The organism is Pseudobacteroides cellulosolvens ATCC 35603 = DSM 2933 (genome assembly GCF_001262605.1).
Classification (GTDB): Bacteria; Bacillota; Clostridia; order Acetivibrionales; family DSM-2933; genus Pseudobacteroides; species Pseudobacteroides cellulosolvens.
The window spans coordinates 5,367,330-5,388,260 of the sequence record NZ_LGTC01000001.1 but is presented as its reverse complement, the minus strand read 5'-3'; the positions used below and the strand labels follow the sequence as shown (position 1 = coordinate 5,388,260).

The window sequence follows — 20,931 nt, the reverse complement described above, 5'->3', positions numbered from 1 at the left end:
GAGGCTCTTGAAGCTGAGTACCAACGTTTGATTAAGGAATGATTAAAGAAAGCCTAAGCTTTAGGTTATTTGAAAAATAGGGGATGATGAAAAATGCATCTCCCCTATTTCCTTTCTACCATTTGCTTATTTTACTCAGTTTATAGCTCTTAGTGCTCTTGTCATACTTCACGGTATAGCACCAGCTATATTTGCGTGAATCATAATTTTTCTTTGTAGAGTACTTTATGCCTATGTCTTCAAGTACATAAACCTTAACCTCATCGGGATTATTCAAATATCCCATTGCATAGATTTCAAAACTTACAAGCTTTTCCTTAATGCCATTTTTGTTCAGGTTCTTTATCAGGGCTTTTTGTTCATTATATAGACTGCTGTCCTTATAAAGAAGGGGTTCTACCTTTTTGAAGTCGTTTGTATTTATTGCCTCAATTATTTTATTTTCATAAGCTTTGATTTGATTTTGGATAGTTGCAGAAGTATCAGCAGCCACATTACTCAGGTAATGAATTTCACTTTTCTTAATTTCTTTGTCAAATGAACTCCAGAAGGAACCTTTTGTATCTATGATGTCAATTATTTGTCCGTAAGGTATTTCAAAGGATACAAACCCCGCTGCGTAGGCAGCTACTTCGTAAGGTGCAAAAGTAAGCACCAGTGCATCCCTTTTTGCTGTAAACCCAATTGTATCCTGGACTGATGGAGTTGAGTCAACAAAATGAAAATATTCAAAATCAGTAATTTTTTTGTTAAGAGCAATCTGATTTCTTATTATGGCTGTAAGTCTCTCCTTGTATTTGGAGTTTGCTTTGAAAAGATCCTTAAGCTTGTATATTTCGCCTGTTTTTAGATTTAATGGGTAGTCTTCGGTGTAAGGCATCCCATGGGCGGCTCCAATGGGGTATATATATCCATTGGCCTGTATTGTCAAAAGGTCTTTGTTCTGTTTGGCTTTAAAGCTTTCGTCTTGAATACTTTCATTCTCTAAATTATCCTGAGCAATTTTTTCTTTATCCTTAAGAAATACATCGGTCAACTTTTTATTAATTTTCTCCTGCATGCCGGAATCAGATAATCCTGATATTTCCGGGCACTCAATGTAGGTGTAATAGTCCGGTCTGAATTTATTTCTTTTAACTGTAATACCTGAATCAAATGCGTAATCTTTGTTTTGCTTCCAGATCAGGGAGCCATCTTTTCGGAAATATGAAAGATAATTATCACAGTTGGCTTTTATTATGTCTCCAGTAAACTCAACTGTACCAACGCCATCTATGACAGGGAGGTCGGCGGCCTTAGTACCGCTTTTATCAATGAAAAATGTCTGAGTTGAACTGCACGCGGAAGCATAATTGCCATTAAATTCCTGAAGGTTATAGTATAAAAAGTCTGATAACTGTTTTCCGTCACTGTTAAATATTGCGTTTGGATAATTGGAATACCCGGCGTACCCAAAGCCTTTTTTGTTAACTCCATAAAGTCCCTGACCTATATAATGAATTCCTGAATATTGGGGTTTTATAATGTATTGGCCATTAATATCGATAAGTGCAGGATTTGTATCGTATTCTTCCTTACCCGTTTGGATAGCTACCTTTGCTGCACCGTTGATAAATTCTTCTGCTTCAGTAAACTTTGGCTTAATAGCTATTTCGCCGTCTGAGAATTTATAACCATATTTGTTGGTTTTTTGATCCATAAAAGGAACAGGCCATAAAACCTCTTTACCAATAGATATCACATCACTATTCTTTATAACATTACCTTTACGATCGATGCAGATGGATTTGTCTGTTGTGGGCATTACTTTTGCAATACCGTCTTTAAAGTTCTGAGCATAAGTATACTTTGGTGATATAATAATATTTCCTTTCATATCCATGTAACCATATAAGGTATTGTCTTTTTTGGTTTCTGAGAATAAAACAATTCCTTCCGAAACACTTTCAAGTCTGTACTTGCTGGTAATAACAACTTTTCCATCATCATTTACCAATTTGCTTCCCTTTTCTTTTTCATAAACAACTGTATAACCATTGTCAAAATCCGGTATATAACAACTAAAAGGACCTAAAACTATTTTTCCTTCTTTGTTTATGAAGTATGAACTAATATCATATGAGGTGAGGGTATTTGAATTGTACTCAGATACAACCGCAATTCCTTTGGCTGAAAAATTGCTTACAGTATCATATTTAGGAGGAATTATAAATTTACCTGCAAGATTTATAAAACCCCATTTATCGCTTCCATCCTGTTCTGTAACTGCAGGAAGAAGGATTGCATTATCTTCGCCTGATGAGTATAAAGATAATGACGGTATTGAAAATAATAAGCATAATATCAGGCTAACTATTTTTTTCATATAAATTTCTCCTCGTATAAAAAATATTATTAATCTTACGTTTCTAAGATCAAAGTACGATATCTACAATGACTTTCGCAATTCTCTTCTTTTATTCTATTACAATAGGACTCAAAAATAATTACCGAATAGTTAAGAAATAGTTAAGGCTCAGGTGTTGTTACAAATATTGACACGAAAAGATATAAATCGACATTTTATACTATTTGTAGTATAATTATTATATAAAATATGTTGGGGGGACATAAATGGAAGATTTAGACATGTATCAAAAGGATCAGTACAATCAGTACAATCAGTACAATCAGAACAATCAGAACAGTCAGAACAACAATGGGTTAAGTATTAGTCAATCGGATTTGAGAAGTCTTGCGGGGTGGGCAAAATTTATTGCGATAGTGCAAATAATTTGTGCTGCAATAATGTGTTTGGGGGTTCTTGCTATTATTATCAATCCGGTTGCAATTATCTATCCTGGAATAGGAGCAGTAATAATAATAATGGCATTGAAGCTTTTAAATGCAGCTAATAGTATCAGAAGATTCATAGATACCGGTGATTATTATAGTTTATCTAATTCACTGCAGGATTTTAAAAGCTATTTTAAGATGAACGGTATATTGATGATTATTGGTATTGCTTTCACCATACTTATTGTCATACTTGCAATTGTAGCAATCGGGACATTTGGTTCGATGTTGAACGATTACAGATTTCGTTATTAGTAAAATTTTGCATTAAAATTAAGAAAAACTATTTAACCAATTACCATGCAATCAGCAGGATAATATGGTGTAAATAGTTTTTCTATTTTTCATGACAACACTAAGGTTGGTTTATATTTAATTTGTATTTTGCCAATATGTTGGAAGCGTTGTATTCAGATACATTAAAACTCTGCCATCCTGTTTTCCTTTCCAATGCATTTTTCTTGTTCCAAAACACCTGCTGGATCTTAACACTGTAATCCTTATCATAAATATATTTTTCCAGATATTTTACGGCATCATAGGATAGGTTGTTAAAATAAGCCACGTCCAATGCTTTACCATCCTTAAGCCTGTCAATGTTTTTTGATGCTATTATATTATCTACGTTTATGAAATTAATTGCCATATAACTAATGAGGCCGATAATCACATAATACTTGAAGAGGAGCAGCTTAGTATTCCATACTTTAATTGCTGAAACTATCAGAAGAATAAATATAAATACCATAAAGCTGTGGGTGAATACCCTCAGATATGTGTATCCATATGCATCTTCATATAGCCACATTCTATAATGTGCTGAGTAGAGCATAATAAGAGTGCATATGATGAGAAATGTATTTAAAACCTTGACTGTCAAATGTGAGTTTTTGCCAGAGTTTCTTGTAAAGTTAATGTTTAGCAGTAAAATACTGAAATTAATGAGTGAAACAGCAACCAATTCAAAAAAACCTCTTCTTGCATATTCTGAGAAGGAAAAACCCAAGGGTTTTGTACCTCCTAACAGGTATGTGAATTGTATCGTGACAAACACTGCATAAATTAGGTTTACGCAAACCAGTATAGTGGATACTATAACCGGGTCCAGGATTTTCCACTGGTCTTTGTTTTTATCGCAGTTTTCAATCTGTTCTTTGCTTTTTTTGTTATGAAGGCTCCAAATATAGCTGAAGGATGCTAATGATAGCAATGCAATGAATATGATTCTTGATATAATCTCATCTATTCTTAAACCTGTGAAAAGGTTAGGTAAATTGTTAAGGTAATGCTGAAATACTTTATCAGCAGATGCTAATAAAGGAATAACAATTAGTATTACAGGTAGTGAGATAACTAATCCGGCCAGTATTTTAACAATGTTTTTATTTTTGTGCGTGTTGAATAATGGAATTTTAGATATGATGACAAATGGTTTTCCCATATGTCGAAATACCTTGATAAACATGCCTTCTAAAATATCCAATATAAAGCTTAATGAAGACCATTTGTTTTTATTGCAGCCTGTTAAAATAATGGTTTGGGCAACAATTAGAATAGGTACGGCAGCAAAATTCAAAACTCGGAACACATTATTTGAGTATATGGCATAGGTTGATGACAGCCCAATAACAGGAACGCATAAAAGCCAACCAAAGTCAAGTTTGAATTTTAGCAATCCTCTTAACCTCCATAAAAATATGGCATAAAAAACCAATATAAAAATCGGATAGGATATACCAAAGGGTTTTTCAAATAACAGTATGTCTCCTGCTATGCCCAAACCTATGCAGCAGAACAAAAGAATGACGGTCTCCTTGTTTACTGATATTTGTTCCTTGACGGAACTGGTTTTTTCTTCCCAGCTGAAGATTTCTTCCATAGAATCACATCCTTAAAATTATTAATTTACCTTTCTATCATTCATTATCATTCTTATCTTTACATTTTCATTATAAAACAGTTTGTTAAGATAATCAATAAAAATATATTGAATAACGATAAGAATTTATTGGTTATCATACAAGCCATTGCATTGTAATGCTTTTGTAACTATTTTTAACCAATTATTAAATTGTTTTTGCTCATAAAGTTATATTGTAAAATCATAGGTAATTTTGTTTGTACGGGGGAGCAAAGATGATTTGTAAATTTACTGCAGAAAGTGTTAGCGGCAGCTTAAACCAAAGATATAATTGTAATTTGGAAGTTTATAGAAGAAGATGCAAAATAGAAATTAAAACGGTTATAATGTTTTCCAGTTTAATTGCCAATATAGTGCTTATTATATTAAGATTATGTGATGTTAATGCTTTGAGTGTAAATGAATTAGATAAAAGTGCTGCAGCTAATGATGGATTTAGGAACTTATATCATTCCGATTGCACAAGGCTTGATTTTATACAAAAATGTTTTATTGCTTCAAAGCAAAATACAGCTGAAGCTGTGGAAATAAAAACAATGGATGATAGAAATCTGTCAAAGGATAAATCTGCTTTAAAGAAGGATGAAAAGGTAGCCTACCTGACATTTGATGATGGCCCAACAGCTAAAATAACACCTCAAGTTTTAAGGATATTAAAGGAGCATGATATAAAGGCTACATTCTTTGTACTGGGTGAGATGTGTTCTTTAAATCCCGGGATTTTGAAGGATGTACAAGCCTCAGGCCACTTGATTAGCAATCATACTTATTCTCATGACTATGACAAAATATATTCCACTAAAGAGGCTTTTGTAAATGAATTGGTTAAATGTGAGGAGGCTATTGTTAATGTGCTGGGCACTCAATGGAATGCCAATAAAATTATAAGGTTTCCAGGTGGATCATTTGGCAAAAAATTAGCACCGTTTAGGGAAGCAGTAAAAAAGAAGGGCTACATAAGCTATGACTGGGATGCTTTAAATGGTGATGCTGAAGGTGTAAAAGTACCTGCGAAGAGATTGGTTGAAAACATAGTTAAGTCAATAGAGGGTAAAGATAAAGTAATTGTACTGATGCATGACAGCTCAGGAAAAGAGACAACCATTGAATCTCTTCCTGAGGTTATAAGGCTATTAAAGGATAAGGGTTATGTATTTAAAACATTGGATCAGCATGAATAGCCATTTTACTAACTTCAAATCTTATAAGGGTCATAGTCAAGAATAAAATGGATCAGTTTGTCTTTTTGGGGATGGTTGTACAGCCAGTTTCTGATATCCTTAATTTTTTCATAGCTTTCAGGCCCAAAGGACTCTAAGTATTTTTGATCTAATCGCTCTTTTGTCATTTCAGCTTGCAATTTGCTTTGCCATGGTTTTGTAAAGAAGCTGTTCATATGGTAGTGGAGGTTTTTCTTGACAAGGTTTTCCCATTCGGTTTTATTAAGCCATACACCATTGCAAGCATTACAGTGATCCAGGTAAAAAGGTAAATCTTTAGCTACTTTTTATTTTATAAGAATTATACCGCAGTCAGGACATAAAACAGCCTTTTTGTAGTCATACTCAGTCATATATTCTGATAAGTTTTCGTCTATAGTATGCTCGCCTTCCAGCTTATATGAACAGATTTCTCGTAGCATTACAATCATCTGTATATCCTTGATATTATTTCATGGAAGTGCTAAAAATTTTAACATCAACTAATTAAACGGAGAGGATAAAATGTCTGACGAATCCTTAATTTATCTAAGCAGAAGAGAGCAGCAGATTATGGATATTATATTGAGATTGGGAAAGGCAACTGTATCTGATGTCCAGGATGAGATCGGCGAGGATATTAATTACTCAACAGTAAGGGCATTAATGAAAATTCTCGAGGATAAGGGTCAGCTAAAGCATGAAAAACAAGGTATAAAGTATTTGTATTATCCTGCAGGATCGAGGAAAAATGCTGAGAAAAAAGCTATAAAGAATCTACTTAAGACTTTTTTTAATAATTGTAATGTTTATTGCTGGTCTGGGTCAGTCTCCAGCGGATTTTAGATGAAGATCACTTTGATTGCCATATGGTATTAAATGAGGGGTTCCGGTTACAGGATTTTTCATAACTATGGCTTTAACACCATATACCGAGTACACGATGTCCTCCTTTATAATATCATTGGGGATGCCTTCCTTAAATATCTTTCCCTTGTCCATAAGTATAAGCCTGTCACAGAACTGAGCAGCAATATTAAGATCATGAATACTCATTACAACAGTAACTTTATTCTCTACGGCAAGTCTTTTCAAAATATCCATAATCTCAAGTTGATGATGTAAATCCAATTGAGATACAGGCTCATCCAGGAGCATTATATTGGCCTTTTGAGCTAATGCACGGGCAATTACTGTTCTCTGTCTTTCGCCTCCGCTTATCATGTTTATATTTTTGTCTCTTAAGTCCCAGGTATTAGTCATTTCCATGGCACTTTTTGCTATTTCAATGTCATTGGAGCTTTCTGATTGAAGTCTTTTTATATAGGGGCTTCTTCCCATCAAAACCATATCCATTACCGAAAATTCAAACTCCATATCGGTATTTTGAGGAACATATGATATTTCCTTTGCCAGGGATCTATTGGAAAACTGGGTCAGATCCTTATCACCAAGTTGTATGGAGTTTTTTTCAGGCATCAGGCAGCGGGCAATATTTTTTAAAAGAGTTGTTTTTCCCGAGCCATTAGGGCCAATGATTCCATATATTCCGCCTTCATATATTGTAAGGTTAATGTCATGCAATATCTTGTGCTGACCAAAAGCCCAGTCAAGTTTATTTATGGTGATTATCCCTTTTCTATTCATCAATTAAACACCTTCTTCTTATTCATATACAATAGATATATAAAGTATGGTGATCCTAATATGGATGTAACTGCTCCTACCGGAATTTCCGCAGGTGCAGCAGCACTTCTTGCTATGGTATCACAGATCACCATAAATGCTGCACCTCCAACTGCCGAAAATGGAAGCAGTGACCTGTGGTCAGACCCTGATAGCAATCTCACGGAATGGGGGATAATAAGACCTACAAAACCAATGGCCCCGCTTACTGACACCGAGGCTGCCACCAGCAATGAACAAATTGCTATTAGAATCTTTTTTACCTTTTCCACTTCGGTTCCCAAACTTTTGGCAGTTTCTTCACCAGTTGACATTAGATTGAGATCCCTCGAAAAAGCCAATATGATTGCGATACCTATAAATACAAGAGGGAATAAAAAAGCAATCTGGTTCCAGCTTGCAGCAGAAACACTTCCCATCACCCAGAATACTATTTTCTCCACTTGATTACGATTAAATACCATAATGACTGAAACCATTGATAACAGCATAAAGTTTATTGCTATTCCCGCAAGCAGGAGAGTCGTTGGCGGAATTTTACTTCCCACCCTGGCTATATTGTAAATTAAGACAATTGTCAGAATGGAACCCGCAAATGCGAATATTGTTATGAATCCTATTCCGGAAAATGTATACTCCATCCCAGCTATTATAGCAATTGCAGCCCCAAGGGATGCACCGGAGGATATTCCCATTACATAAGGGTCTGCCATAGGATTTTTAAACATCCCCTGAAGTGCAGCACCTACCACTGCAAGTGCAGCACCCACAAGGGCTGATAGAATGATTCGGGGAAGCCTTAAGTTTAACACAATCATAACATGTGAGGTATCCAAATCATCTATCGGTATAAATTTTCCTATAAGAGGAATTTTAGAGGACATAATTCGTACAGCATCGAGAAATGATATATGTGCAGCACCAAAGGTGGCTGAAAGAATAACTGCAGCCAGTAATGCCAGGATAGATATGCATAATATTAATTTTATAAGTGGTCTTTTTTCAACATATGTCATTATTGTAACCTCGTGTATTAACCATATAAATGTGATTTGCTGTATTGTGAATTTCAGTCATGCCCTACTTAAAAGCTTCCGGATGTATAATTTTAGCAAGCTCTGTAAGTCCGTCTGCCAGTCTTGGACCTTGTCTGTCAAGCATGTTGTTGTCAACTTCATAAAGCTTTTTGTTTTTTACAGCAGATAAATCCTTATAGCCGTTGGTGCTTTCTATGCCCTGCTTTGAATTAAGAAATTTCGAGCAGATAAGGATTTCAGGATTCTTTTCTACCAGCTTTTCTAAGCTGTATGACCACCCTTGTGCGTCATCAGCGGCATTTTTTCCGCCTGCCATTTGAATCATCTGGCCTATGAATGTGTCTTTTCCGGCAGTAAAATCACCCATTTTACCATAGGACACTACATAATATACACTTGGACAGGGCTTGTCCTTAACCTTATCGGCAACATTCTGAACCTTGACCTTCATATCAGTTATAAGCTTATTTGCATTATCCTTTGAATTTAATACCGCACCTACTTTTTCTATTGTAGAATATACACCCTCAAAGTTTTCATCACCATAGAATGCTGCTATATTTATACCCATACTTTCCAGCTTTTGAACTATCTCTTTTTTAAAGTGAGTTGAAACCAGCACCAAGTCAGGTTTTAGCTCAACAATTTTTTCAATGCTTGGATCTTGTAATGATCCTACTGATGTGACTTTTTTAACATCTTCAGGGTAGTCGCAGTATTCAGATCTTCCTGTAAGCTTTGACGACTTACCTATTGCATATATTATTTCGGTAATATTAGGTGCAATGGATATTATTCTTTGTGGCTCACTGTCTATCTTTATCTCCCTGTCATACGAGTCTTTTATTTTCAAGGGATAAACAGGGGCATTTGCCATGGTGTTTGTAGGCTTCTCACTGTTTTCGGGGGATTGGCTTTCGGTGCACCCGACAATTGAAAACGCCAATATAATAATGGAAATTAGTATTAGTAACCTTTTTTTAAACATAATCAACACTCCAAATATAAAATTTTTATTTATTATTCTAGGCATAAACAAAGTCTCTCAACCAAAGGGTTAAGAGACTGAAAGGTAATTACCGTAATAATAAAAGAACATTCCTACACCCCCCTATCACTCGTAGAGTCTTTGGTGTTAATTCAAAGGCAGGTCTTCTGACTCAGGTTCATTGGATTCACGCCTTCCCGGATTTTATCCAGTGGCATTAGTCATGTCTTATGTGAAACCTCACCAATTACAGCGGCGGGACCGTACAGGATTTACACCTGTTTCCCTCTTAGTCTTGAATATTGAAAATAACTTATTCAAGAACCTTTGATAACATTATTCAATTATTATTACGATACCACAATTAAACAGTATTGTCAAAACAGTTTAAGGCACTAATAATGATTATAAAGTGTCGTCTTTAAGACGATATTATATTGAACAAGCTGCTAGAAGCCTTGATATTAAACCCTTTATATGTATTTGGAGGATAGTTATATGATAGAACAAAATTATGATATAGATTTTCAGCATTTTTTTTCGTTGAACCTGGATCTTCTATGCATAGCAAAGTTGGAAGGAACCTTTATAAAGCTTAACAAGTCATGGGAAACTGTACTAGGATACAGCCTGAATGAATTGGAGGGGCAAAGCTTTATGCGTTTTGTCCATCCTGATGATATTGAGGCAACGCTTAAATCAATATCTGATTTAAGTGAAAATAAGCAGGTGGTAAATTTTACAAATAGATATAGATGCAGGGATGGAAATTATAAATATATAGAATGGTGTTCCAGGCCTTACGGAGATATCGTTTATGCAGCAGCCAGAGATATAACGGAAAGAAAGGAAATGGAAAACAGCTTGGAGAAACAGAAGAATTTTTTCCAGCAGATACTTAATGCTATTCCGGACCTCATATTTTATAAGGATATTTCAAGTAGATATTTAGGATGTAATAAAGCCTTTGCAGAAAGATTCATAGGCATTAGGGAACAAGATATTATTAATAAGTCAGATTTGGAGTTGTTTAAAGATGAAGAACTTATTAACCATTTTATTAAAACTGATGATGATGTTCTTCAAGCTGAGAAGACAATAGTCAGTGAAGAGAAAATCAGAATGGCTGACCAGACCATTGTATATGCAGAAACTTTAAAGACTCCATTTTATGATGAAAACAATAATCTGGCTGGACTTATCGGTATATCAAGAGATATGTCTATAAGAAAGAATATAGAAAAACAGATGTGTGCCAGCGAGGAAAAGTTCAGGCATCTGGCTGAAATTTTTCCTGAGACCATATATGAAGCTGACATTAGTGGCAATATTACTTATTCAAACCAGCATGGGTTTAATCGATTTGGGTTTTCACCTGAGGATGTTCAAAAGGGTGTTAATATTATGAACTTAATATCTCCAAAAGAAAGAGAGATTGCTTTATCTCGCATTAGGGAAAAAATATCAGGTATAGACAATGGATATATAGAATTTAATGCAGTATGCAAAGATGGAACTACATTTCCAGCTATGGGGTTCACTTCAGTTGTGATGGAAAATGATACTCCCGTTGGACTCAGGGGGTTTATTCTGGATATATCTGAACGCAGAAAATTTGAAGAGGAGATGCACAGAAAAGAGAGGATTTTATCTGCTGTTGCCATGTCAATTAAGGAGCTTATACATAACAGGGATTACTATAGTGCCATATCCGATTGCTTTGCCATAATAGGCAAAGAAACAGGGGTTGACCGGGTTTACCTGTTTGAAAGTACTTATGATGAAAACGGTGCGGGATATGCCAGCCAGAAAATTGAATGGAACTCCGGTACATATGAGCCTCAGATAGATAACCAAATGCTTCAGAATATTCCATTTGCAGATATTAAGTATATTATTGACAATCTAAAAGAGGGAAAGGCTTACCATGGAATTGTCAAAGATATTGATGAAGTTACAACAAAGGCACATTTAGAGTCTCAGAACATTTTGTCTGTTGTAATTATGCCAATATTTGCTCGTGGTATTTTCTGGGGTTTCATTGGATTTGATGAATGCAAATATGAAAGGGTTTGGACGGAAGGAGAATTCTCTACATTAGGTGCTTTTGTAAATTCACTGGAAAAGGCTATAGAAAGGAGCATGATTGAGGAGGAACTTGAAAAATCCAGAAAGGCAGCAGAAGCAGCTAATATTATGAAGGGTCAGTTCCTCGCAAATATGTCCCATGAGATAAGAACTCCGATGAATGGTATTCTTGGATTTCTCGAGTTGCTGCAAACAACAGACCTGTCTTTTGAGCAAAGAGATTATTTGAGGGAGGCAAGGAGAGCATCTGAAATACTTTTGTATCTTATAAATGATATACTGGATATTTCAAAAATTGAGGCAGGAAAGCTTACAATTGAAGAAACAAGTTTCAAAGTCCGAACAGCAGTGGAGGATGCTGTATCTGTTATGGTGCCTAAAGCAGCAGAAAAAGGCATTGATATCTATAGCTATATAAAACCCTGTATTCAGGAAGAAGTGATAGGAGATCCAGCCAGGCTCAAGCAAGTGCTGAATAATCTATTGAGCAATGCAGTTAAATTTACAGAAAAAGGCCAAATCAATGTAACGGTGGGTTGTGGTATTGAAAAAGACGGAAAGCAACAGCTGATTTTCGAGGTCAGAGACACTGGAATAGGCATTAAAAATGAAGTAATTGATAAGTTATTCAGACCTTTTACACAAGCTGATACTTCAACAACCAGAAAGTTTGGGGGTACCGGCCTGGGACTTGCAATATCAAGAGAGCTTGTCAGATTAATGGGTGGGGATATGGAGGTTGAAAGCCTGGCAGGTCAAGGTTCTTTATTTAGATTTAGCGTGTTCCTGAAGGTTTCAAAGAAATCAACAGATAGGTGGAGTATTATTGAGAATGGAAAGGTTAATATTTTATTGATTGGAGATAATCCAAATAACAATAGAATTGTTACAGGATACCTTGAGGAAGCAGGTTTTAAGGTGCTAGAAGCAAAAAATACTGGTGATGTTGAAAAAATCTTATCCGATGGAAGTAAAATAAAAATGATTGTTTTTGACTTTGATTTTAAGGGTGGTTATGAGTTGCTAAATAATATTAAAGCTGCCTGCCGTGCAAATAATATCAAACTGGTTCTGATATCATCAGTTGCCCGATATAGAGATGAGAGTATTAAAAAGGAATATGAGTTCTCAAAGATTATTACTAGGCCTGTGAGGAGGGACGAACTTATAGAGCGCATTATAGGTGTTTTAAATGAGAAGGAAGAAAGCATTCTGGATAATAAGGCAACTATAAGAGGAGTTAAAGATGATATTAAAGTATCGAGAGCTAAAATTTTACTTGTAGAGGATAATGATATTAATAGAAAAATTGTTGTAACAATGCTTAAAACACATGGCATGACTTGTGATATAGCTGTTGATGGATCAGAGGCTGTAAAAGCTGTAGCTGAAAAAAATTATGATGTTGTGTTTATGGACTGCCAGATGCCTGTTATGGATGGATATGAAGCAACCTTCAAAATAAGGGAAATGGAAGGTGATAGAAAGCATACTGCAATAATAGCTATGACCGCAAATGCCATGGAAGGCGATAGGGAAATTTGTATCAAAGCAGGGATGGATGACTATATATCTAAACCTATAAACTTTAGTCTTATGCTGCAAATGATTGAAAATAACATAAAGAGCAGCATTAATGACCATAGAGGACTGATTGATGACAGCATAGACAAGTTTATTGAAAGTACCGGTATTAATAAAGAGACAGCCCTTGAAATATTTGAAGAGTACATAAAAACATTACCGGATGTATACAAAAGTATGGAAAATACATTTAGAAGTAATGACTTTTTAGAATTAAGCAGATGGGCACATCAGTTAAAAGGCTCTTCTGGAAATCTCAGGGTAAATCCAGTGTTTGAGTTGGCAAAAGAACTTAATAAAGCAGCATTGGAGCAAAATAAGGTGAAATGTGAAGTGCTTCTGTCAGAGCTTAAGGTCTTGATGTTATAGATGAAGATACATATTAAAAGGACGAAAAAGGGCGGCTTGCTTGCCGTCCTTTCCCGCTTACATTACTTAACCTTTACTACATTAAATCCTGTTTTCGTTACAAAGCCTTTGATATCGTCCTCTGTATACCTGCCTTCATCATAATCAACGGTAACAGTGCTTGCTTCCATATCTACACGTACTGCATTTATACCATCATGTGAATGCAGTATGGATTGTTCAATGTTTCTTACATCATTAGGGTCATTTAAGCCTGAAATTACAAATTTGTTTGCCTTCATCCTTTAATTTTCCTCCTTTTTAGGGTATTTCAAAAAGTACGTTATTCAAGTGTCTTTTTGCAAAAACATCAATTCAGCTTTTGGAAATGCCCGATTGATCAGTTATTTATTTGTTAATACCTTATTTATTACGAGGGCTTTAATATTACCTTAATACAATTATCCTTTTTTTGATCGAAAATTTCATATGCACGTTCACCATCATTGAGTGAAAGCCTATGTGTTATAATATCTGTTGCATCAAACCTGCCTTCCTTAATTAGGTTAAGTATGCGATTAACATATGTGTGTGCCGGACACTGGCCCATTTTAAGAGTAACATTCCTTGCAAAGAAATCTCCTAAGGGGAAATTATTATATCTTGCACCATACACACCTACCATGGACACTGTTCCACCTTTTCTTACAGCTTGAGTTGCTATCTCAATAGCTGATTTTGATCCGCCTTGGAGCTTTAAGGCAGTCTCAACCAGCTCAATAACAGACATTTTTCCATCCATACCCACACAGTCTATAACTACATCAGCACCGCCGTGGGTAATTTCCTTTATATATTCACCTGCATTATCATACTGTTCGAAGTTTATGACTTCAACACCTTCATACCTTTTTGCATGTTCCAGTCTATAGCCGACATAATCCACAGCTATTATTCGTTTAGCACCATGGAACGCTGCCCACTTAATACTTAAAAGTCCTACAGGTCCACAGCCAAGGACTACTACGGTGTCATCCTTCTTTACACCGCCGTTTTCTACCCCCCAATAAGAAGTGGGTAGTATATCGGTAAGAAATAGTACCTGCTCATCTGTTAAATCCTCAGGAACAATAGTTGGTCCAACATTGGCATATGGGACTCTGAGGTATTCCGCTTGCCCGCCGTCATAGCCGCCGTAGGTTTTGCTATACCCGAAGATTGCACCGACTTCTCCGTTGGTGTTTGAATTGTCACACTGGCTCCATAAGTCGTGCTCACAATACCAGCAGTGGCCGCAGGAAACAGGGAAGGGAACTATAACCCTGTCACCTTTTTTAACTTTATGGACTTCCTTGCCCACTTCCTCGACTATCCCCATAGTTTCATGGCCAAGTATAAAGCCTTTTGGCATGTTTGGTACCATACCGTGAATGAGATGCAAATCGGAACCACATATTGCAGTTGAAGTAACCTTCACAATAATGTCATCAGACTTCTTTATTTCAGGATCGCCTACATTTTTTACTTGTACATCCTTTATGCCTTCATATACTATTGCCTTCATCAGATTCCTCCATTACATATTTGCCAATCAATTATATGTTTTGCTGCATCATTGATATTTATGCAACTTAAGTACAAGTACTTTTTTATTTAGGAATAATTTATTTATATAAAAGTAAAACTATAGAAAAACTATTGTGAAAGAAGGCTTGATGATGAAAATTGAAGGGTTTTTCAGCAATATTAAAACTGGGAATGAAACTGTTGCAAAGCTTAAACAATCTGGCTTCGCTAAAGCTTTTATAGACATGAATGAGCATTACCGTGATGATAGGAATGTAGAGACAAACCTACCTGGGACTGAAACATCTGTAAGTTTGTCGGGGTTGGTACTTGAGTCAGGTTCATATGGTGAAATAAGGGACAAGGCACCTTTAGAGGCTGCTAGTCCTATGGTTAGCGGATTTGGTAAATTTGAAGAGGTAGCAGATACAAATTGCAAAGTAATTGTGGAATCGGGTGAAGGACAAGAGGATAGGATAAAGCAAATTATAAAAGATATGGGAGGGGAGCTGGAAAGTCCTAATTTTAAAAAGCCTGCTGCTAATTGATAATATGCAACAGGCATATTATTTCTTCTTTTTTAGAACTGGCAATCTCCTTTAATAAATACTGCCGGTTCCTTTAATAAGTCGATTTCATAAGGCTCAACCACTGGCTTTCCAGATTTGTCAACCAGTACTTTTACAATTGGTCGCATTGGCATTGATTTGTTTTGGCGTACTACCAGGCATTTTTCATTGGAATTTAATATTACACCGGTCCCTGATGGATAAGAGGCTATATTCATTGTGAAAATTTTTACAATTTCTTCATCAAAACGATGTCCGATCATCCGGTTTATATCATTAAGTGCTTCATACACTAGCTTTGGAGGTTCTTTGCCGTTTCCTGAAATTAAATTATCAAAAACATCACAAACAGAAACTAACCTAGCGATATCACTTATCTCATCACCTTTTAATTTAAGTGGGTATCCTGTTCCGTCAATATTCTCGTGGTGCATTAATACTGCAATCTTAGAGTGAGTATTGCAGAAGTTCTCTTTGCCTAAAAAATCATATCCTATTCTAGGATGCATTGATTGTATATAAATATCTGCATCTTCCTTGGAAGTGAAGTTAGATAAGGCTTTTTTGTCATTTAGAATTATTATTTTACCTATATCATGAAGAATTGCTCCAATAGAAATATCTTTTAGTTTGAGCGTGTTATATCCTAAATGAATCCCAATAAAACTAGATAAAATACAGACGTTTACAGAATGAGAGAATACAGTATTGCCGCCAACTCTTATATCCGTAATGTCTATTAAACCATCCCTGTTTAAAAACATTTCATCAATGATAGAATTGACTGATTTGACTATATCACTATTATCAGTCCTGCTATTTTTGCCATACCTCTCAATAGCCTCCTTTAGGTTATATTTGCTCATTTGACGTGTTTTCTCTGATACTGTGTCATCTATAACAATTTCTTTCGAAATTTCATCATCAATATAAACTGATTTAACCCCCATACTGGTAAGTTTATCAATAAAAAATCGGCTTAACTTAACATTTGAATTGATGAGTATCTTGCCAGTATCGTCAAATAATTGCTTGCCGAGTATTTCGTCCCCTTTAAGGCTGGAAACATTAACAACTCTCATATGCTATCTCCCAATATTAAAAAAGTATTTATAAATATTATCGGCATTCTATTATAAAACACTGACCGGATAATTATGACGGATCTATAATAAAAGTGTTTATAATCTATTACATCTAGCGGAGCAAATTTAATAGATTTGTCATTATTAATATATTTATATAGGCAGTAAAAATATCTTAATTGTAAGTTTAAAACAGATAGTGTAATATAATGCAAGGTGTTGTATAATTTTAATATTAAACGAAAAATATTATTAATTATTGTAGAGGTTTAAAGTGAAATTAAACAATTATTTAAAAGTTAACTTTGGACAAACTAAGTCAAATATGTTTGGATTTATAATAAAAAACATACTGCTTCTAATTGCAGCATGGTTAGCAGCCGATATTTTAACACTTGACATCTGGAGGACTAATATTGGCTTATTCCATACAGTATTTGAGCTTTTATGTGTGTTTATTTCTCTTTCAATATTTGTTATTATTTGGTACACATATGATAACAACTCACTAAACATAAGGTTAATTGGTTTTGCTTTTCTCAGTGTAGCTATTTTTATTGGCCTTCACGCTTTATATTTTACTCCGCTAGGATTTGCACCTGCTGGTCAGGAAGACTTATTTACAAAGTTTGGTGTGATAGGAAGACTTATTGAAGCTATTTTTATATTAGCATTGATATATGGTTTTTTTAGAGTTAAGGTCAATAGATGGGCTATGTTAATCATTTCGTTGGCTGGCTCTTTTGTGATAACTTTTATGCTTCTTCGATTTCCGAATTTGTTTCCAAAGATGTTAACAGCTGAGGGACCTACTATTTATAGAGCTATTACGGAATGTATAATACTTGTATTATTTGCTTTTTGCCTTCATCCTTTGATAAAAGAAGTAAATAAGAGAGAGGTATTGACATACAAGTATATTTTATCTGCAATAATTTTTGCAATACCTGTAGAAATATTATTCTCACTATATGATAGCATATTTTCATTTTGCAATGTTTTGGGACACATTCTTAAAATTATATCTTACTGCCTGCTTTTTAAAGGCATATTCATAAGTGCGGTTACTTATCCTTACAGGACAAAGGTGGAACAGTTAAATATAAGCGAAGAGCGGTTCGAGAATGCCTTTGAGTATGCAGCCGTTGGTATGGCTATTGTTGGAATTGACGGTAAGTGGCTGAAAGTTAATCGCTTTGTATGTGATATAACAGGGTATTTTCCTGAAGAGCTCCATAATATGACATATGAGGATATAATCCATCCTGATGACATGGAATCTAATCTTAACCTCACCAAGCAGCTTATAGAAGGTGAAATACAGTATTACCATATAGAAAGACGGTATATTCATAAAAATGGTTATCCGGTGTGGGTATTTCTAAGCTGTTCATTAGTTCGGGACAGTGAAAGCAATCCCATCTATTTTGTAAGACAGATCCAGGATATAACTCAGCTTAAAGAAGCTTATGATACTATTGAGTACGACAAATTAAGATCTGAGTTTTTTGCAAACATATCACATGAGTTTAGAACACCTTTAAATATTATTTTAAACTCCATTCAATTGTGTGATATTTACGTTAAAAATTATCAGGATAATGATGACAAGATGAGAAAACTTCTAAACTCAATGAGGCAAAATTGCAGCAGGCTTATTCGCCTTATAAACAATTTAATTGATACATCACGTATAGATGCAGGGTTCTATACTCTGAATAAAAAGGAATACAATATAGTGAATATTGTGGAGGAGGTTACTCTTTCGGTTGCAGATTTTATTAGGAGTAAAGGGCTGCAGTTGAAGTTTGATACAAATATTGAAGAAAAGTTTATGGAATGTGATCCCGATAAAATTGAAAGAATAATGCTTAATCTGCTCTCAAATGCTGTAAAGTTTACAAAAGACAATGGTAAAATCAATGTGAATATTTACGATTATGAAGATAAAATAATAATATCCGTTAAGGATAATGGCATAGGAATTCAAAGCGATAAACAGGATCTGATTTTTCAAAGGTTTCGTCAGGTTGATAAATCCCTGACAAGAAGCCATGAGGGAAGTGGAATAGGCTTATCCCTTGTAAAATCATTGGTGGAACTTCATGGTGGAACAATAAAAGTTGTAAGTGAATACGGTAAAGGCAGCGAATTTATTATAAGCCTTCCAACCTTATTAAATCAGGAATGCTGTAAGAATTCATTTGAAGATGCTGCTGTGACAGCCAGCAGATTTGCTGATAGCCGGGTTGAGGCTATAAATGTTGAGTTTTCAGATATCTATTTTTAATTTATATAAACAAGTTTTAAAAAGATTAACCCTTAATGAGGTGGAGAAATGAGAAGAAAAGATAAGGAAATAACAGACATTAGCATGATTGAAAAGATACTAAAAGAAGCAGAAGTTATAAGGATAGCCATGGTTGATGGAGGCATGCCCTACCTTGTAGCCATGAATTATGCATATGCTGATGGGGCAATATACATGCACTCTGCAAAGGAAGGAAGAAAAATTGATATATTAAAGAAAAATAATAAAGTGGCTTTCCAAGTAGATAAAGATGTTGAACTGCTGCTTGATAAAGAGGCCTGCAGGTGCGGAACAAAATATTTGAGTGTTTTTGGGACGGGGTCTGCATTTTTTATTAGTGACTATGAAGGGAAAAGGGCAGCTTTAGATGCTATAATGACGAGATATTCAGGAAGGTCGGGTTTTAACTATCCTAATGAGGTTATGGATAGGACTCTTGTTATTAAGTTGGAAATTGATACTATTACTGGCAAAAAGTCGGGGTATTAAGTACTGATTGGGCTTGGAGGGGTATACGTATAATGAATGATAATAAGACTGCACATATGGCAGGAGAATATGACAGAAAGATAAGGGCTACCATTCCAAATTATGAGCAAATTCACGCAGAGACAATAGACCTTGTTAAATCAATAAAACCTAAGATTGAAAAATGGCTTGACACAGGGTGCGGAACAGGCACGCTTGTGCTTTCAGCACTAGGTGATTTTAAAAGTACCAGGTTTTTTCTTGCAGATCCATCAAAGGAGATGCTTAACATTGCCCGTGAAAAGCTTTTATCTGAGGGGAATGATAGGGTTGAAATATTAGAAGCTGTGTCATCTCAGAATTTGATGTTTCCTGATGAGAAATTTGACATAATAACAGCTATACAGGCTCATCACTATCTTGATAAGGACGGCAGAGAAGCAGCAGTAAAGAACTGCTTCAGGATGTTAAAAGCTGGAGGGGTATTTATTACATATGAGAATATCAGCCCATTTACTGCTTCAGGTATCAAGGTTGGTTTGGATAGATGGAAGAGATTTCAGATGTCTTGTGGAAAGAGCATGGAGGAAGCAGAAAAACATGTTCACAGGTTTGGGCAGGAATATTACCCTATCACTATAGAGGAGCACCTTAGTTTGTTGAGGGAGGTAGGATTTTTAGTTGTTGAAGTACTTTGGACTTCCTATATGCAGGCTGGTTTCTACGCGATTAAGTAATACATTTTGGGTTTAAAATGTTTTGTAATAATTAAAAGTGTAAAATGATTATTGCAAAACATATAGTAAAGAAGTTTAGTTTAAGTAATTTTAAGAAAAATACGATATTTTAGGAAACAGGGAGGAAGATTTTATGATAAAGCATATTGTTATGTGGCGTTTGAAAGAAACGGCCCATGGTAGTTCCAAACAGGAAAATGCAATTAAAATAAAGGGCATGCTTGAAGACTTACGTGGCAAAATACCTGGAATGATTAATATTGAGGTGGGGATAGATTTTTCCCTCACTGATAGCAGTTCAGATGTTGTTTTATATTCTGAATTTGCTACTAGGGCTGATCTGGAAAACTATCAGGCACACCCGGAGCACAAGGCGGTTATGCCGTTTATTCTTGAGGCTAGAATTGAGCGAAGAGTAGTTGATTATGAAATTTAATAGGTATTATTAAATATGACATCCTTGTGTCATGTTTGGCGTGATATCATCTGTATATGAGTTATGATATGGA

Annotated in this window: 18 protein-coding genes and 1 riboswitch; of the genes, 9 read left to right on the top strand and 9 right to left on the bottom strand. The window is 35.2% G+C overall.

What is annotated here, in order from left to right; translation table 11 throughout:
- Positions 1-115: 115 nt before the first annotated feature.
- Positions 116-2,365, bottom strand: coding sequence for a WG repeat-containing protein (locus Bccel_RS22280; protein ID WP_036935716.1), 2,250 nt, complete (start codon positions 2,363-2,365; stop codon positions 116-118).
- Between the two features lie 248 nt (positions 2,366-2,613).
- Between Bccel_RS22280 and Bccel_RS22275 the strand changes: the two genes are divergently transcribed.
- Positions 2,614-3,090, top strand: a complete 477-nt coding sequence (locus tag Bccel_RS22275) for a DUF5362 family protein (protein WP_050753738.1) — start codon at positions 2,614-2,616, stop codon at positions 3,088-3,090.
- A gap of 100 nt (positions 3,091-3,190) precedes the next feature.
- Here the strand turns inward: Bccel_RS22275 and Bccel_RS22270 are convergent, their stop codons facing one another.
- Complete coding sequence (locus Bccel_RS22270; protein WP_050753737.1) at positions 3,191-4,714, bottom strand: DUF4153 domain-containing protein; 1,524 nt, start codon at positions 4,712-4,714, stop codon at positions 3,191-3,193.
- A gap of 257 nt (positions 4,715-4,971) precedes the next feature.
- Here Bccel_RS22270 and Bccel_RS22265 point away from each other — a divergent pair, with 257 nt between their 5' ends.
- Positions 4,972-5,937: a polysaccharide deacetylase family protein gene (locus Bccel_RS22265; RefSeq protein WP_050753736.1), complete on the top strand. Its 966-nt coding sequence runs from the start codon at positions 4,972-4,974 to the stop codon at positions 5,935-5,937.
- Positions 5,938-6,263: 326 nt separating this feature from the next.
- On the opposite strand, the gene Bccel_RS30440 is transcribed toward Bccel_RS22265, so the two are convergent.
- Positions 6,264-6,407, bottom strand: coding sequence for a hypothetical protein (locus Bccel_RS30440; protein WP_154673410.1), 144 nt, complete (start codon positions 6,405-6,407; stop codon positions 6,264-6,266).
- Positions 6,408-6,480: 73 nt separating this feature from the next.
- Between Bccel_RS30440 and Bccel_RS22255 the strand changes: the two genes are divergently transcribed.
- Positions 6,481-6,801, top strand: a complete 321-nt coding sequence (locus tag Bccel_RS22255) for a BlaI/MecI/CopY family transcriptional regulator (RefSeq protein ID WP_050753734.1) — start codon at positions 6,481-6,483, stop codon at positions 6,799-6,801.
- On the opposite strand, the gene Bccel_RS22250 is transcribed toward Bccel_RS22255, so the two are convergent.
- From Bccel_RS22250 to Bccel_RS22240, 3 genes are all read right to left on the bottom strand, one after another.
- Positions 6,781-7,602 (bottom strand): ABC transporter ATP-binding protein, encoded by an 822-nt coding sequence (locus Bccel_RS22250; protein ID WP_036935720.1) that lies wholly within the window; start codon positions 7,600-7,602, stop codon positions 6,781-6,783. The two genes, Bccel_RS22255 and Bccel_RS22250, sit on opposite strands and share 21 nt — an antisense overlap.
- Positions 7,602-8,657, bottom strand: coding sequence for a FecCD family ABC transporter permease (locus tag Bccel_RS22245; protein ID WP_036935722.1), 1,056 nt, complete (start codon positions 8,655-8,657; stop codon positions 7,602-7,604). The genes Bccel_RS22250 and Bccel_RS22245 overlap by 1 nt, the downstream gene beginning before the upstream one ends.
- Positions 8,658-8,721: 64 nt before the next feature.
- Positions 8,722-9,666, bottom strand: coding sequence for an ABC transporter substrate-binding protein (locus Bccel_RS22240; protein WP_036936045.1), 945 nt, complete (start codon positions 9,664-9,666; stop codon positions 8,722-8,724).
- 140 nt (positions 9,667-9,806) lie between these two features.
- Positions 9,807-10,010, bottom strand: a riboswitch (cobalamin riboswitch).
- Positions 10,011-10,164: 154 nt separating this feature from the next.
- Here Bccel_RS22240 and Bccel_RS22235 point away from each other — a divergent pair.
- Entirely contained in the window at positions 10,165-13,707 is a 3,543-nt protein-coding gene (locus Bccel_RS22235) for a PAS domain S-box protein (protein WP_050753733.1), read from the top strand.
- Between the two features lie 62 nt (positions 13,708-13,769).
- On the opposite strand, the gene Bccel_RS22230 is transcribed toward Bccel_RS22235, so the two are convergent.
- Together Bccel_RS22230 and Bccel_RS22225 are read right to left on the bottom strand one after the other, a co-directional pair.
- Entirely contained in the window at positions 13,770-13,988 is a 219-nt protein-coding gene (locus Bccel_RS22230) for a heavy-metal-associated domain-containing protein (protein WP_036935724.1), read from the bottom strand.
- Between the two features lie 128 nt (positions 13,989-14,116).
- The gene (locus tag Bccel_RS22225; protein ID WP_036935725.1) at positions 14,117-15,250 is read right to left on the bottom strand and encodes a zinc-dependent alcohol dehydrogenase; all 1,134 of its coding nucleotides are present in this window, start codon (positions 15,248-15,250) and stop codon (positions 14,117-14,119) included.
- A 151-nt stretch (positions 15,251-15,401) separates the two neighbouring features.
- On the opposite strand from Bccel_RS22225, the gene Bccel_RS22220 reads away from it, so the two are divergent.
- Positions 15,402-15,800 carry a hypothetical protein gene (locus tag Bccel_RS22220; protein WP_242853033.1) on the top strand — a complete coding sequence of 133 codons (399 nt, stop codon included), beginning with the start codon at positions 15,402-15,404 and terminating at the stop codon, positions 15,798-15,800.
- 32 nt (positions 15,801-15,832) lie between these two features.
- On the opposite strand, the gene Bccel_RS22215 is transcribed toward Bccel_RS22220, so the two are convergent.
- Positions 15,833-16,903: an HD-GYP domain-containing protein gene (locus Bccel_RS22215; RefSeq protein ID WP_036935729.1), complete on the bottom strand. Its 1,071-nt coding sequence runs from the start codon at positions 16,901-16,903 to the stop codon at positions 15,833-15,835.
- 277 nt (positions 16,904-17,180) lie between these two features.
- Here Bccel_RS22215 and Bccel_RS29195 point away from each other — a divergent pair, with 277 nt between their 5' ends.
- The 4 genes from Bccel_RS29195 (at position 17,181) to Bccel_RS22195 (ending at position 20,858) form a co-directional block, all read left to right on the top strand.
- A complete protein-coding gene (locus Bccel_RS29195; RefSeq protein ID WP_081926710.1) occupies positions 17,181-19,196 on the top strand; it encodes a sensor histidine kinase in 2,016 nt (671 codons plus the stop codon).
- Positions 19,197-19,244: 48 nt separating this feature from the next.
- The gene (locus Bccel_RS22205; protein ID WP_036935732.1) at positions 19,245-19,706 is read left to right on the top strand and encodes a pyridoxamine 5'-phosphate oxidase family protein; all 462 of its coding nucleotides are present in this window, start codon (positions 19,245-19,247) and stop codon (positions 19,704-19,706) included.
- A gap of 32 nt (positions 19,707-19,738) precedes the next feature.
- Positions 19,739-20,422, top strand: coding sequence for a class I SAM-dependent methyltransferase (locus Bccel_RS22200; RefSeq protein WP_036935734.1), 684 nt, complete (start codon positions 19,739-19,741; stop codon positions 20,420-20,422).
- Between the two features lie 133 nt (positions 20,423-20,555).
- Positions 20,556-20,858, top strand: coding sequence for a Dabb family protein (locus tag Bccel_RS22195; protein WP_036935736.1), 303 nt, complete (start codon positions 20,556-20,558; stop codon positions 20,856-20,858).
- The last annotated feature ends 73 nt before the right edge of the window (positions 20,859-20,931 follow it).

Bases quoted from the DNA above. Each gene is read 5' to 3' on its own strand.
- Bccel_RS22280 (WP_036935716.1), bottom strand. From the start codon at position 2,365: ATGAAAAAAATAGTTAGCCTGATATTATGCTTATTATTTTCAATACCG.
- Bccel_RS22275 (WP_050753738.1), top strand. From the start codon at position 2,614: ATGGAAGATTTAGACATGTATCAAAAGGATCAGTACAATCAGTACAAT.
- Bccel_RS22270 (WP_050753737.1), bottom strand. From the start codon at position 4,714: ATGGAAGAAATCTTCAGCTGGGAAGAAAAAACCAGTTCCGTCAAGGAA.
- Bccel_RS22265 (WP_050753736.1), top strand. From the start codon at position 4,972: ATGATTTGTAAATTTACTGCAGAAAGTGTTAGCGGCAGCTTAAACCAA.
- Bccel_RS30440 (WP_154673410.1), bottom strand. From the start codon at position 6,407: ATGATTGTAATGCTACGAGAAATCTGTTCATATAAGCTGGAAGGCGAG.
- Bccel_RS22255 (WP_050753734.1), top strand. From the start codon at position 6,481: ATGTCTGACGAATCCTTAATTTATCTAAGCAGAAGAGAGCAGCAGATT.
- Bccel_RS22250 (WP_036935720.1), bottom strand. From the start codon at position 7,602: ATGAATAGAAAAGGGATAATCACCATAAATAAACTTGACTGGGCTTTT.
- Bccel_RS22245 (WP_036935722.1), bottom strand. From the start codon at position 8,657: ATGACATATGTTGAAAAAAGACCACTTATAAAATTAATATTATGCATA.
- Bccel_RS22240 (WP_036936045.1), bottom strand. From the start codon at position 9,666: ATGTTTAAAAAAAGGTTACTAATACTAATTTCCATTATTATATTGGCG.
- Bccel_RS22235 (WP_050753733.1), top strand. From the start codon at position 10,165: ATGATAGAACAAAATTATGATATAGATTTTCAGCATTTTTTTTCGTTG.
- Bccel_RS22230 (WP_036935724.1), bottom strand. From the start codon at position 13,988: ATGAAGGCAAACAAATTTGTAATTTCAGGCTTAAATGACCCTAATGAT.
- Bccel_RS22225 (WP_036935725.1), bottom strand. From the start codon at position 15,250: ATGAAGGCAATAGTATATGAAGGCATAAAGGATGTACAAGTAAAAAAT.
- Bccel_RS22220 (WP_242853033.1), top strand. From the start codon at position 15,402: ATGATGAAAATTGAAGGGTTTTTCAGCAATATTAAAACTGGGAATGAA.
- Bccel_RS22215 (WP_036935729.1), bottom strand. From the start codon at position 16,903: ATGAGAGTTGTTAATGTTTCCAGCCTTAAAGGGGACGAAATACTCGGC.
- Bccel_RS22205 (WP_036935732.1), top strand. From the start codon at position 19,245: ATGAGAAGAAAAGATAAGGAAATAACAGACATTAGCATGATTGAAAAG.
- Bccel_RS22200 (WP_036935734.1), top strand. From the start codon at position 19,739: ATGAATGATAATAAGACTGCACATATGGCAGGAGAATATGACAGAAAG.
- Bccel_RS22195 (WP_036935736.1), top strand. From the start codon at position 20,556: ATGATAAAGCATATTGTTATGTGGCGTTTGAAAGAAACGGCCCATGGT.